The 13568-nt window shown below is 35.4% G+C and carries 11 protein-coding genes; 6 read left to right on the top strand and 5 right to left on the bottom strand.

What is annotated here, in order from left to right; all coding sequences use genetic code 11:
* The first annotated feature begins 195 nt into the window (after window positions 1-195).
* Together BZG02_RS16800 and BZG02_RS16795 are read left to right on the top strand one after the other, a co-directional pair.
* Window positions 196-1323: a M14 family metallopeptidase gene (locus BZG02_RS16800; protein ID WP_101262899.1), complete on the top strand. Its 1128-nt coding sequence runs from the start codon at window positions 196-198 to the stop codon at window positions 1321-1323.
* Between the two features lie 570 nt (window positions 1324-1893).
* Window positions 1894-2874: a transglutaminase domain-containing protein gene (locus BZG02_RS16795; protein WP_180335763.1), complete on the top strand. Its 981-nt coding sequence runs from the start codon at window positions 1894-1896 to the stop codon at window positions 2872-2874.
* 61 nt (window positions 2875-2935) lie between these two features.
* Here the strand turns inward: BZG02_RS16795 and BZG02_RS16790 are convergent, their stop codons facing one another.
* Window positions 2936-3982: a nucleoid-associated protein gene (locus tag BZG02_RS16790; protein ID WP_101262895.1), complete on the bottom strand. Its 1047-nt coding sequence runs from the start codon at window positions 3980-3982 to the stop codon at window positions 2936-2938.
* Window positions 3983-4094: 112 nt separating this feature from the next.
* Here BZG02_RS16790 and BZG02_RS16785 point away from each other — a divergent pair, with 112 nt between their 5' ends.
* Window positions 4095-4781 (top strand): carboxylesterase family protein, encoded by a 687-nt coding sequence (locus tag BZG02_RS16785; RefSeq protein ID WP_218972280.1) that lies wholly within the window; start codon window positions 4095-4097, stop codon window positions 4779-4781.
* Window positions 4782-4877: 96 nt separating this feature from the next.
* Here BZG02_RS16785 and BZG02_RS16780 read toward each other — a convergent pair whose 3' ends face one another.
* The 3 genes from BZG02_RS16780 to BZG02_RS16765 form a co-directional block, all read right to left on the bottom strand.
* Window positions 4878-6401, bottom strand: a complete 1524-nt coding sequence (locus tag BZG02_RS16780) for a PepSY domain-containing protein (protein ID WP_245868121.1) — start codon at window positions 6399-6401, stop codon at window positions 4878-4880.
* A 209-nt stretch (window positions 6402-6610) separates the two neighbouring features.
* Window positions 6611-8257 (bottom strand): hydroxylamine reductase, encoded by a 1647-nt coding sequence (gene hcp / locus BZG02_RS16775; protein WP_101262891.1) that lies wholly within the window; start codon window positions 8255-8257, stop codon window positions 6611-6613.
* 261 nt (window positions 8258-8518) lie between these two features.
* Window positions 8519-8884, bottom strand: a complete 366-nt coding sequence (locus tag BZG02_RS16765) for a hypothetical protein (RefSeq protein WP_101262886.1) — start codon at window positions 8882-8884, stop codon at window positions 8519-8521.
* A 307-nt stretch (window positions 8885-9191) separates the two neighbouring features.
* Between BZG02_RS16765 and BZG02_RS16760 the strand changes: the two genes are divergently transcribed.
* The 3 genes from BZG02_RS16760 to uvrB all read left to right on the top strand — a co-directional run bounded on the left by BZG02_RS16760 (window position 9192) and on the right by uvrB (window position 12984).
* Window positions 9192-9776: an HAD family hydrolase gene (locus BZG02_RS16760; RefSeq protein ID WP_101262883.1), complete on the top strand. Its 585-nt coding sequence runs from the start codon at window positions 9192-9194 to the stop codon at window positions 9774-9776.
* Between the two features lie 19 nt (window positions 9777-9795).
* Window positions 9796-10812, top strand: a complete 1017-nt coding sequence (locus BZG02_RS16755; protein WP_143470504.1) for an endonuclease/exonuclease/phosphatase family protein — start codon at window positions 9796-9798, stop codon at window positions 10810-10812.
* A gap of 162 nt (window positions 10813-10974) precedes the next feature.
* The gene (gene uvrB / locus BZG02_RS16750) at window positions 10975-12984 is read left to right on the top strand and encodes an excinuclease ABC subunit UvrB (RefSeq protein WP_101262879.1); all 2010 of its coding nucleotides are present in this window, start codon (window positions 10975-10977) and stop codon (window positions 12982-12984) included.
* A gap of 51 nt (window positions 12985-13035) precedes the next feature.
* Here uvrB and BZG02_RS16745 read toward each other — a convergent pair.
* Window positions 13036-13568, bottom strand: a 533-nt coding sequence (locus tag BZG02_RS16745; RefSeq protein WP_143470503.1) for a sigma-70 family RNA polymerase sigma factor, incomplete at its 5' end; no start/stop codon positions are given.

The raw sequence follows: 13568 nt of genomic DNA, 5'->3' as shown, positions 1-13568 counted from the left end.
GGTGTGTAAAATTAAAAAATAATATTTCATACATGAACAGACTTCCAAAAATAGAAGAAATTGTTCTGATTTAAACGTTTACATATAGAGAATTAGTACTTCGATAGTGAGATTTAAGAATTAGGAAGATTTCTTGGCTGTAAAAATCTAAAAATATACCTTTGAATGAATCTCAAAAAAAAACGACACACACACATGAAAATTTCATCGAATTTTGATGGCGGTAAAATTGAAGTAATTGATGCCACCAATCCTAAAAACATACAGGTAAGCATTCCTAACGACACTAATTCTGAGTATTTTCAATGGTTTTATTTCCGATTGACCGGTGCAACGGGTGAGGCTGTTAAAATACGCATTACGAATGCTGGTAAAGCATCGTATCCGGAAGGATACGAGGATTACCATGCGGTGGCATCGTACGATCGGGAGAATTGGTTTCGAGTGCCATCGCAATATGATGGCAAAGAGTTGACTATTGAGCACACACCGGTTTATAATTCGGTTTACTACGCTTATTTTGCTCCTTACACCTACGATCAACATCTGGATTTGGTTCATCAGGCACAACTATCGCCCGAATGCGAATTGGTTTCGATTGGCCAAACAGTAGAAGGAAAAGATATTGACATGCTGATTATTGGGGAAGCCGACGAGGCGAAAAAGAGTATTTGGGTAATTGCCCGTCAGCATCCTGGCGAAAGTATGGCCGAATGGTTTATGCAAGGCTTCATTGATCGTTTGTTGGATCAGGACGATGCCGTTTCGAGAATGCTACTAAGTAAAGCTGTTTTTTATGTGGTGCCAAATATGAATATTGATGGTAGTATTGCAGGTAATTTGCGCGTAAACACAAAAGGTATAAACTACAATCGCGAATGGGCCGAACCATCGATTGAAAACAGTCCTGAAGTTTTTCATGTTCGCAACTTAATGGATGAGTATGGCTGTGACTTAAATTTGGATATTCACGGCGATGAAGGTTTGCCTTATAATTTTATTTCGGGCATAGAAGGTATCCCTTCCTTCAATGAAAGATTGAAAAATTTAACGAAAAAATTTATTGATTCCTGGATAGCTACTTGTCCTGATTTTCAGGACACTCACACTTACCCTAAGAACGAACCTGGAAAAGGAAATTTAGCAATTTGCTCGAAACACATTGGAGAAAGATATAAATGTTTATCTTTGACGCTGGAAATGCCATTTAAGGACAATAATGATTTACCTGATCCTGAATTTGGTTGGTCTCCCGAAAGGAGTATTTTATTAGGAGAATCTATTCTCCAACCAATCTATCAAGTGGTAAATCACCTAAGATAATTAAAAACATATACTACTAAGTATATTACTCGAAAGGCCCATGCTCAAGCTTCCGTGAACGTGGGTCTTTTTTTGTGGAGTAAATTGTAAGGCCTTGCTTCCCGAACATATTGGTGAAAAAAAGAATCAGGACGCCTAAAAGTAAGTTTACACAAAGATTGAGGAATTAACCTGAAATTTTTTTTTTAAAGCACCCCTCTGCCTGTCGGCATCTCCCCTTTAAAAAGAAAGAATTCTCTTATTTAGATTTATGTACTAATTCTATTTTTCTATTTCATAAAAAAAAAGATAAATTGACTCGTCTCTTACATTTACAATCTTCCCCTTTTTAGGGGAAGTGCCGACAGGCGAAAGGGTGAACTTATGCTAATACCATTTTCAATTCCACTTCACCTCATTCCCCAACCCTTTCTCTATTAATAGAAAGGGAGTTTTACAACTCGAATAAACTTAAAACAGTGTTCGCTCCTATGAGGTAAAGCATAGAATGAGGTTTTAATGTGCTCTTTTATTTTCAGGCTTGATTCTTGTATCTTTTATCTATATTTAAAAATGAATACTTATAGCACAATGAATAACTTCACAAAAACCATTCTCTTCCTTCTGTTCTCTTTAATTTGTTCTGTAAGCAACGGACAGATTGTAAAGACAAGCGATGTATTGATTGACAATTACCCGAGTAAATTTGATAGTTATGAAGCCTTAGCTGAGAAAATAAAAACAGATTTCTCTACGGATGCAGATAGAGCCAAAGCTGCATTTATATGGCTTGCTAAGCATATTAAATACGATACAAAAGGTGTAAATCAGGTGCAAAAAATTCGATTTTCGTACTCTTCGGAAGAAGATTTACAAGCACAAAAAAAACAATTTAGAAAAAATTTAGCATTAGAAACTCTAAAAAGCCAAAAGGCTTTGTGTGAAGGATACGCCACGCTTTATCAGGAAATATGCTTATTTCTAAACATTGAGTGCGTGCTTATTCCGGGAACAGCCAAACGATTTGTATCTGAAATTGGCAATACAAATTTAGCGTCGAACCATGCTTGGAATGCAGTGAAAATAAATGGAAAATGGAAGCTTGTAGATATTACCTGGGCGGCAGGTTCGGTTGATTACGCAAAAATGGAATTTATGCAGGAATATACTCCTGCCTATTTTGATAGTGAACCCGAAGAGTTTGCAATGAAACATTATCCCGACGATGAGGAATGGTTGCTATTGAATAAAAAGCTCTCCAAAGAAGAATTTGCTTTTCAGCCAGCTGTTTTAAATGCATTTTTAGGCAAAGGATACAAAATTATTCATCCACAAAATGGTGCTATTTCCAGTACCAAAGGAAAGGAAATTGAATTTTCGATTGAAAATATTACTAATGAAATTCAAATTGCATATCATTTTAAAAGTGAAAAATTTGGCCAAATTGTTAAACCAATTCGAAAAAAAAATCAAATTAGCTTCAAGGTTCCTACCAATTTAAAAGGAAAGACTGAATTAATTATCTACTTCGACAACGAGCCAGTACTGGGATATAAAGTAAATGTAAAATAGTTGAAGTTTCACTATCGACTCTGTCAGGTATAAATACGCTGACAGGTCGCTTATATCTGAATTAATTCTCGTCTCTAAAAAATAATTTGTAGTAGCTTAAATCCCGAGCTGCATCGTATCCTTTTTCAATAAATTTTCGTTGCCCGTGAATGTACACATGAAAGTTTTTATCGAGCTTTAAAATGTGCTTAAAATGTTTTTGCTCGCTTTTTACTGCATCGTTATTAATGGTAAATTCTGGCGTAACCATAGTTCCCTGTTCGTTCTGATAATAGGTTTTATACTCGTCGAAAGCAGTTGCAACTTCTGGTTGCTCAATCACTTCCTGCTTAAATAACTCCTCGTTGAACAGCTTTTTATCTTTAAAAAAATTGATTGATTTATTCATTAAATCGATCTGATCGGCTTTTGCAACTTCATTCTCATCGTTGTACACATCGCCAATAAATCCTTTACACATATCCAAATAGTTTTGGGTATGATAAAAATTATCTTCGCGAAGCTTTAAGTTCAAAAAATCCTCTTTCCAGTACAAAGCCTCCTTGTTCGAATTGGTTTTATCCACGATACAAACCTTAAAACCTTTTTCTTTTTCGGAATTAAAAATTAAGCATCCTTTATCCAATTTCTTGATATTAATACCATTCTCGCAACCCAACTCAAAATTTTCCTGCTTTTGGTACACTTTTAAGAAAGTATCTTTATTTTCCGATTTAAAAATACCCAAGGCATCGCAAACTTCCCCATCTACAACACAATTCGAGAAACCTACCAAATAAAATTCCCCACCTTTTATGTTCGGATGATTCGATTTTTCGTACAAATGCACTGCAATATTGGTCGATTGATCGTAAAAAGAAACATTTTCTTCGAAATACTCCGAGGCATAACAAAATACCTCATTCATATTTAAATCATTATCGTGCTGAAAATTATAGAACTCCTCCTTATTAAATGCCGTTAAAAAATACTTTAACAGGATATCCTTAACATCATCATCCTCTAAATTAATTTCCGATTTAGAAAGCTTTAGATCTTCCTCGTGGTGTTTATTTCCTACACTATGAACCACAATACGGTCCAGATTTATATCTTCAAAATTGAACATGCTTTTCCTTTTATTTTATCTGGCGATAAAGATACAGACTTTCGTTAAATAATTTTTTCCTTTTAACTTATCATTTACAATTAGTAGATTTATAAAAATAAGCAATTAAGATATGATGAAGCACAAGCTTTTAGCTGTAACGATTTTACTATTTTCATTCCTTGGCATGAAAGCACAACAAGTTGAAAAACAATCCCAATTGGGTGTAAACTATTTGGAATACATCCCAAGTAGCAAGCAAACGCAAGAAAAGCTTCCTTTACTTATTTTTCTTCATGGAATGGGCGAACGGGGAAATGACTTAAATATGGTGAAATTTCATGGGCCACCTTCGTTTTTAGATGATAGAAAAGATTTTCCATTCATTTGCATCTCTCCACAATGTCCGGATACAATTTACTGGAACGAAGCATTACTCCTGCCCTTTTACAAAGAAATTATTAGCAAATATCCTGTAGATAAAAATAGAATTTACATTACAGGATTAAGTATGGGAGGCTTTGGAACCTGGGCATCTATTCTTGCAAAACCGGATCTTTTTGCTGCCGCGATACCGATTTGCGGTGGTGGCGACACCATTCAACTGGAACGAATAAAGTCGCTACCCATTTGGGTTTTTCATGGTGCTAAAGATGATGTTGTTCCTATCGCTAGATCCGTTGAAATGGTAGAAACTTTAAAAAAACTAGGCAGTAAGGTAAAATTTACCATTTACCCTGAAGCCACTCATAATTCCTGGACCGAAACCTATAACAATCCAGCAATTTACGATTGGTTTTTACAGCAAAAAAAGAAGTAACTTAGCGCTAATACATAAAAAAAACGAGGCGAAATCAATAAGATTCCACCTCGTTTTTCTCATTTTGTTCTCCTCCATAATAAACGCATCAAAAAGCTATATTTTTCTTTTTCTTTGTTTATGATATAGAAGGTATCCCGTTATTAAAATCAACAAAATGCTTAATCCTGCTAAAGGAATAAAAAGAATATACAAGCGACCAAAAAGATACTGATAGATTCTTCCCGTATGAATTTCCAAACACAAATTCCAAAGGGACATTGGCGATTGTTGAATATTTTCGGGCATTTGTGTAAAACCGGTATTATCGCTTAAATTTCCGGCACCCAAATTGTAATCGAACAGTATTTCTTTTCCTTTGGCATCTTTTAAATATCCTGCAATTGGATGCGATGAAATTGGAGGTCCCATGGTTTTGGTAGGAACATATGGTTTTTTGCTAATGTAATCGAAAAGCATTCCTTTTTCAGGAATCCAATAAAAAACACCACTAAACGAGCCAACAATATAACTTCCTTTGTTCGCTTTCTCGAAAACATTCACACCCATTACCGAAATTGGAGGCTGTGTAGCAAAAACCTTCGGAGCTGTCGTAAAATCATCATCAGAATAGTACACGCTCTCATTCGTCGCCAACAAAATTCGATCTAATTCTTCATCGTACAATATTCTGCGAAGCTGATCGTACCATGGATTCGCATTATCTAAATGGGTAAATGGAATTTTAGAAACGCGATTCGAGGCAATAGCAATTAGTAAAGGCGGGCGCAAAAACATTCCCGTAAGTGTTGTCAGTACTAAAAAAACAAGCAACCAATTCCCGAAATGATTGTGCCATTTCAAGTTAAATTTCAAGAAATTAATCTTCCGCTTTGTCTCTTTTCCCTTCTGCTTTAATTTCCTTATCCATTTTGGATAGATAAAATATACCAAACCACTAAGGCTAAGAAATATAAAAGTGAGCCCAATAAAATCGACAAACAATTGCCCAAAGAAACCAAAAGCTTCTCCACTATGAATTTCCCATAGGGTTTTAAACAAACTAACTTTATTATCGAATTGCTCCGATGGAAGCAAATTAATTAGCACAAAACCATCCTTTGTTTTTTTCAACAAATTCGATCGGGTAAGCACAAATAATTCCTGCTTTATCAGCACCAAATCAACAATTCGTTCTTCGGCAATTGGCAAAACAATATGCTCCCAATTTTCATTTTGTGAATTATAATGGAAAAGTCCAAATAAAGTTCCGGCATAGAGCGCTCCCGAATCGGTTTTAATCACCTTCTCGATCTTACGATTATCCACTCCCGATTTTAATCCGGAATTAAAATTCTGAAAAGTTTTACAATTATCGGTAGTTTTCCAAATCCCAACATTTCCATAAATTAATGCCGTATCACCCTGAATTATAAGTGCCGATTTAACTGCAGCCTTATTCCAATTGTTGTACTGATACTCACTCCCCAAATAGTTTCGACTTACATCAACCGATGAAAATACGCCTCGATGATTCATCACGATTCCCGAGATTGAGAATAGCAAAATAAAGACTGTAAGAGCCAGAGAAGGCCATTTGTGATATTTCTTTAAAAATTTAATTGTCTTCACCCGATCCATAAGCATGCCTAATCTTTCAAAAAATGATTTTACAAATAAAGCTAAAACCAAAAAAGCTACTTAATGTGGTGATTCACTTCCACATTAAGTAGCTAATAACCCTAAACCTATTATCTAACCAAATCTTAAAAATTAAAAACGTTCCGATAACTTTTCACCTCTATCCTTCTTCTCGCACGAAACGTTTTTAATACTTCGAGATTTTATTTTTAATTCAAAAACATTTTCATGTCTTCGTCAACAGTTCCAATTCCTGCAATTCCGAAAGTATCCACTAATACTTTAGCTACATTTGGAGAAAGAAAAGCTGGTAATGTTGGTCCTAAATGAATATTCTTAACTCCTAATGATAGAAGAGCTAACAATACAATAACAGCTTTTTGCTCGTACCAAGCAATATTGTAAGCAATTGGCAATTCGTTAATATCGTTTAATTCAAATACTTCTTTCAATTTTAATGCAATAACAGCTAATGAATATGAATCGTTACACTGACCTGCATCCAATACTCTTGGAATTCCACCTATATCACCTAACTGTAATTTGTTGTAACGGTATTTAGCACAACCTGCAGTTAAAATTACGGTATCTTTTGGTAAAGCTGCAGCAAATTCGGTATAGTAATCACGACTTTTCATACGTCCATCGCAACCTGCCATAACAAAGAATTTACGAATAGCTCCTGTTTTAACAGCATCAACCACTTTATCAGCCAACTGCATTACTTGATTGTGTGCAAAACCACCAATAATAGTTCCGTTTTCGATCTCGGTTGGTGCTTTACATTTCTTAGCTAACTCGATAATTTCCGAAAAGTCTTTCACTCCGTTTGCATCAGGTTCGATATGTTTAAATCCTGGAAAACCAGAAGCTCCAGTAGTATAAACTTTATCTTGGTAAGTAGAACTTGCTTTAGGAGGAACAATACAGTTCGTAGTGAAAAGAATTGGTCCGTTAAAAGTTTCGAACTCTTCGTTCTGCTTCCACCATGCATTTCCGTAGTTTCCTACAAAGTGCTCGTATTTTTTGAATGCTGGATAGTAGTTTGCCGGCAACATTTCCGAGTGAGTGTAAACATCAACACCAGTTCCTTCGGTTTGCTTCAATAATTGCTCCATATCCTTCAAGTCGTGACCCGAAATAAGGATACCTGGCTTATTACTTACACCTATATTTACCTCTGTAATTTCAGGATTACCATAAGCTGTTGTGTTAGCCTCATCAAGAACAGCCATAGCAGTTACACCACTAGCACCACACTCCATTACTAAAGCAACCAATTGGTCTGCAGTTAATGTATCGTCTGTAGTAGCCTGAAGCGCTTTCTGCATAAAAGCATACATTTCTGCTTTCTCAAGACCTAAATTGTAAGCATGCTCTACATAAGCTGCAAAACCCTTTAAGCCGTACATCAATAATTCTCTTAATGAACGAACATCTTCGTTTTCGGTAGATAATACACCTATAACACGTGCTTTTGCGTCAAAATCATTCTCTTTATCCGCAAACCATGTTGCAGAATGGTGTAAGTTTTCAAATTTAACGCCTGCCGCTTCCGCTTGATTTTTAATCTCTTCACGTAACTTAAGTCCGGTGCGAATTGCTTCAACAAATTTTACTTTATCAAAATTGGCATTCGTAATAGTCATAAATAAACCAGTCATAATGAAGTGGTTTACCTTATCGTTCTCCACGCCAGCTTCACGAGCTTTAGTACTAAAAACGGAGATACCTCTCATCACATACATCAGTAAATCCTGAATATTTGCAACCTCATCGGTTTTTCCACAAACTCCTTTAACTGTACATCCGGTTCCTTTTGCTGCCTCTTGGCACTGATAACAAAACATAGCCATAATAGTATTTTTTAATGTTATAAATTTGATTACTTAAGTTACGAATTTGGGAAAGAGAAAACTAAAAAAGATTACCTTCTCAGGAATCTATTCTCCTCTTTCAACACTACAAAGATGTAGCAGAACAATCGCAAAAAGTGTAACGAATGTTACAAACACGAAAATAAATCAGATTTTTTTATCTTTTTATCTCCTTCCTGATTTTGGACAAAAAAAATCCCAATCGAATTTCGATTGGGATTTATATATTTTAGAACAAGTTTAATTCACCATTTTACATTTTCGTTTCAGTTCTTCCTTTAACTCGCATTTACATTCAATATAACTTGCCAATTGTTCTTCCGATAAAACGTCTTTCATTTCCATTTCCTTCCGTTGCAAACTATCGCGAACCGCCTGCATGCAAATAAATCCATTTTTTTCAGTAGTTAGCTTTTCAATCTCATTTTCATACTTCAAATTCAAAACTTCAATCTGAGCAGTTTGTTCAACAGATAAGTCCAACTTTTTCTCCATCCAGGAAGTAATTAAATTTGCTCTTTTTTCAGCACCCGAATTATTTTTGGCACTCACAGTAACACTCAACAACACAAATAGTAGAACTAAACCTCTTGCTACAATCCTCATATACTGATTTTTAATTTACACACCAATCAAACAGTTATAATAACGTTTGATCCCGTAAAAAGTTGTACAAACGACGGGAATTTAAATATTTTTAACGATATATCCAAGAAATAATTTATTAACAAACTGCTATTCAGCCCACAAAACAATACCAAAACAATCCACAATTAACAAAAAATCAATGCCATTAATTAAAATTAATTTAATAATTTAGTCGTCCCTTTTTTAATGATTCTCTCGTAAATTACTATTGAAAGGAATCTCCTTTAAAAAAGAAAATTACGAATAAAACAATTAAACCAAGGCCATGAAAACAATTAATATATTTCCGAGTACAAAAGCATTTATTTTTGATTTAGATGGCACATTAGCCGACACAATGCCCTTGCATTTTGAAGCATGGACAAAGACAGCTGAAATTATGAATTTAGAGTTTAGCATTGATTTTTTAAAAAGCTGTGCAGGAATGCCTTCCTCAAAAATTATTGATTTGCTAAACGAAAAAAACAACCGAACTATTGATCCACAAAAATTCTCTGATCTGAAAGAAGAATTTTTCACAAAGGAGATGCATAAAATCAAGGAAATTGCTGCGGTTACCGATCTCGTGTACAAATACCATGGTAAAATACCAATGGCGGTGGGTACTGGAGGAAAACGCAATATTGCGACCGAAACAATGCAACTTTTAGGTTTAGACAAGTACATTCCTATTTTGGTAAGTGCTGACGACGTTGAAAATCATAAACCAGAACCAGATACATTTTTAAAATGTGCCGAATTAATGGGAATTGCTCCCGAAAACTGTCAGGTTTTTGAAGATGCAATTTTAGGTTTTCAGGCCGCAGAAGCTGCAGGAATGAAAGTAACCGATGTTACTCCTTTTTATTAGAATCAATAAAAATTATTTCATGTTTAAAAAATTACTGTTTGTTCTAATGGTTACTCTCATCGCCTTTTCCTGTTCTCAGGAAAAAAAAGAGTACACAATTGTTTTTTATAATGTTGAAAATTTATTCGACACAATTAATGATCCAATTACTTGGGATGACGATTTTACTCCGAAAGGAAAATTAGAATACACGAACGAACGATATCAGCAAAAATTAGTAAACCTTTCTAGTGTACTATCTTCCATCAATAAAAACGATTTTCCAACACTTATTGGACTTTGCGAAGTTGAAAACCGCTCCGTTGTGGAAGCTTTGGTAAATCAGGAAAAACTAAAAGATGCTGATTATGGCATTGCTCACACCGATAGTCCGGATGGAAGAGGAATTGATTGCGCACTTTTATATCGCAAAAATGAATTCAAATACTTGAGTCATGATGTAATCGGAATTAAGTTCCCGAACGAACCAAACTATAAAACACGAGATATTCTTCATGTTCAGGGAATTATTGGAGCTACAGATACCTTGCATTTATTTATAAATCATTGGCCTTCGAGAATTGGTGGCGTTGAAAAATCGGAAAAAAACCGTGTTTTTGTTGCCGAACAATTAAAATTAGCTGTTGATAAACTTCAAAATGAAAACACTAATGCAAAAATTATCATCATGGGCGATTTTAACGATGAACCAACCAATAAATCTGCTAATGAAACTTTAGCCGCTACAAATAGTAAAGAAACATCAAATCCAAAGGCGCTATACAATTTAATGTATGATTTAAAAGTAGAAGGCAAAGGAAGCTATAACTATAAAGGCAATTGGAATATGCTCGACAATCTAATTATTTCCAACAACCTTATCACCAATAAAAAAGGCTTGCACACCAACTATCAAGCTGGCAAAATTTTCACTGAAGAATGGATTTGTTACAAAACTCCAAATGGAATTTCTGCACCTAGTCGCTCTTATTCCGGACCAAAATACTACGGTGGCTACAGCGATCATTTCCCTGTTTACTTTCAATTAAACCGTTAAAATAAACAATCGTATAAAAAACAGCTGATTACCACTAAAGTAATCGGCTGTTTTTATTTACAAGCCTATCGTAAAAGAACAGATTTTTCAATTAATACTATCAAGGTTCATATTGTTTCTATATTTTAGCAAATCAGACGAAGAACGAATTTAAAGTGCGGCATGAAATTTAAAATTGAATCAAAATTTAAACCAACAGGAGATCAACCAAACGCCATTGAAGAATTACGCAAAGGCTTAAACGATGGAGCTCCCTATCAAACTCTGCTTGGTGTTACGGGTTCGGGTAAAACGTTTACCATTGCTAATGTAATTGAGCAAGTACAACGCCCTACTCTAATTTTAAGCCACAATAAAACACTTGCGGCACAATTATATGGCGAATTTAAAACCTTCTTTCCAAACAATGCTGTAGAGTATTTCGTTTCCTATTACGACTACTATCAGCCCGAAGCATATTTACCCGTAACAGGTACCTATATTGAGAAGGATTTATCGATTAATGATGAAATTGAAAAACTTCGACTAAGCGCTTCTTCGGCCCTTTTATCTGGAAGAAAGGATGTGATTGTAGTTTCATCGGTTTCCTGTATTTATGGTATCGGAAATCCGGATGATTTTCATGCCAATGTTACCGAAATAAAAAAAGGGCAAGTAATTTCACGTAACAAGCTTCTTCATTCTTTTGTTGATGCTTTGTATTCGCGAAACGAAATAGAATTTGATCGAGGCAATTTTCGGGTAAAAGGAGACACTATTGATATTTATCCTGCTTACGCTGATTTTGCCTATCGCATTATATTCTGGGACGATGAAATTGAAGAAATATACTCTTTCGATCCGTTAAATGGATCCAGATTAGATCCTTACGACCGAATCACAATCTATCCAGCAAACATATTTGTTACCAGCAAGGATAGAGTACAACAAGCCATTCATCAAATTCAGGATGATATGGTGGCGCAAGTGGCCTTCCTAAAAAATATTGGAAAACATTTGGAAGCCAAAAGGTTGGAAGAAAAAGTAAATTTCGATTTGGAGATGATTCGTGAATTAGGTCATTGCTCAGGCATTGAAAATTACTCCCGCTACTTTGATGGCAGACCTGCAGGAACGCGCCCATTTTGCCTTATGGATTACTTTCCGGATGATTTTTTGGTGGTAATTGATGAGAGTCATGTTACCATTCCACAAATTCGAGCCATGTATGGAGGCGATCATTCCCGAAAAATTAATTTGGTTGAATATGGATTCCGCTTGCCTTCGGCTCTAGATAATCGTCCCTTAAAATTTGAAGAGTTTGAACAAATTGCCAAACAAACTATTCATGTAAGTGCTACACCAGCCGATTACGAATTAGAGAAGTGCGAAGGCGTTGTGGTAGAGCAAGTTATTAGACCAACAGGATTACTTGATCCTCAAATTATTATTAGACCAAGCCTCAACCAAATCGATGATTTAATTTCAGAAATTAATAATAGAACCGAAATTCAGGAAAGAGTATTAGTAACAACGCTCACCAAAAGAATGGCAGAGGAATTATCGGAGTATTTCACCAATTTAAATATTCGTTGTCGTTACATCCATTCCGATGTTGAAACCTTAGATCGAGTAAAAATCATGGAAGATTTAAGGAATGGCGTTTTTGATGTACTAATTGGAGTAAACTTATTACGAGAAGGTTTAGATCTTCCGGAAGTGTCTTTAGTAGCAATTTTAGATGCTGATAAGGAAGGATTTTTAAGATCAACCAGATCGTTAACACAAACCTCGGGAAGAGCGGCACGTAATGTGAACGGAAAAGTAATCATGTATGCCGATAAAATTACCAGATCGATGCAGGAAACCATTGATGCAACCGATCATAGAAGAGAAAAACAATTGGCCTACAATATTAAAAATGGCATTACTCCAACACAAATTACCCGTTCGAAAACAAGTATGATGAATCTCGGAAAAGACAACGAAACGGTGTCCTATTCTGGTCCGGATTCTATTGAGATTGCAGCCGATCCTGTTGTTCAGTATATGAGTAAAAGCAGTCTGGAAAAAACCATTGAACAAACGAAAAAAGCAATGCAAAAAGCGGCCAAAGAAATGGACTTTTTGCAAGCTGCTCAATATCGCGATGAAATGTACAAACTTCAAGAACAGTTGAAAGAAAAACAATAAAAAAAGCAGTTTCTTTCGAAACTGCTTTTTACATATCGTAAATGGAATGTTTTATCCCAAGTAAGTCTTCAGTAATTTACTTCTAGAAGTGTGACGTAAACGACGAATCGCTTTTTCTTTAATCTGACGAACACGCTCACGTGTTAACCCAAATTTCTCACCAATTTCTTCCAAAGTCATTTCCTGAATACCAATACCAAAGAAAAGTTTGATAATGTCACTCTCTCTTTCAGTAAGAGTAGCTAGTGCACGATCAATTTCCCGGGTAAGAGATTCATTCAAAAGATTTCTGTCGGCAATTGGAGAATCATCATTCACCAATACATCCAACAAGCTGTTATCTTCTCCGTCGACAAACGGAGCATCAACAGAAATGTGACGACCAGAAACACGCAATGTGTCTGCTACTTTATCAGCAGGCAACTCTAACGATTCAGCTAACTCCTCAGGAGAAGGCTTTCTCTCGTGCTCTTGTTCAAATTTAGAAAAAGCTTTGTTAATTTTATTCAAAGAACCAACTTGATTCAATGGCAAACGAACAATTCTTGATTGTTCAGCTAAAGCCTGAAGAATAGATTGACGGA

The organism is Labilibaculum filiforme (genome assembly GCF_002843315.1).
Lineage (GTDB): Bacteria > Bacteroidota > Bacteroidia > Bacteroidales > Marinifilaceae > Labilibaculum > Labilibaculum filiforme.
Note: the sequence above shows the minus strand (reverse complement) of the source record. Positions and strands in the feature narration are given on the sequence as shown.

Bases quoted from the DNA above. Each gene is read 5' to 3' on its own strand.
- BZG02_RS16800 (WP_101262899.1), top strand. From the start codon at position 196: ATGAAAATTTCATCGAATTTTGATGGCGGTAAAATTGAAGTAATTGAT.
- hcp (WP_101262891.1), bottom strand. From the start codon at position 8,257: ATGGCTATGTTTTGTTATCAGTGCCAAGAGGCAGCAAAAGGAACCGGA.
- BZG02_RS16755 (WP_143470504.1), top strand. From the start codon at position 9,796: ATGTTTAAAAAATTACTGTTTGTTCTAATGGTTACTCTCATCGCCTTT.
- BZG02_RS16790 (WP_101262895.1), bottom strand. From the start codon at position 3,982: ATGTTCAATTTTGAAGATATAAATCTGGACCGTATTGTGGTTCATAGT.
- uvrB (WP_101262879.1), top strand. From the start codon at position 10,975: ATGAAATTTAAAATTGAATCAAAATTTAAACCAACAGGAGATCAACCA.
- BZG02_RS16795 (WP_180335763.1), top strand. From the start codon at position 1,894: ATGAATAACTTCACAAAAACCATTCTCTTCCTTCTGTTCTCTTTAATT.
- BZG02_RS16765 (WP_101262886.1), bottom strand. From the start codon at position 8,884: ATGAGGATTGTAGCAAGAGGTTTAGTTCTACTATTTGTGTTGTTGAGT.
- BZG02_RS16760 (WP_101262883.1), top strand. From the start codon at position 9,192: ATGAAAACAATTAATATATTTCCGAGTACAAAAGCATTTATTTTTGAT.
- BZG02_RS16785 (WP_218972280.1), top strand. From the start codon at position 4,095: ATGATGAAGCACAAGCTTTTAGCTGTAACGATTTTACTATTTTCATTC.
- BZG02_RS16780 (WP_245868121.1), bottom strand. From the start codon at position 6,401: ATGGATCGGGTGAAGACAATTAAATTTTTAAAGAAATATCACAAATGG.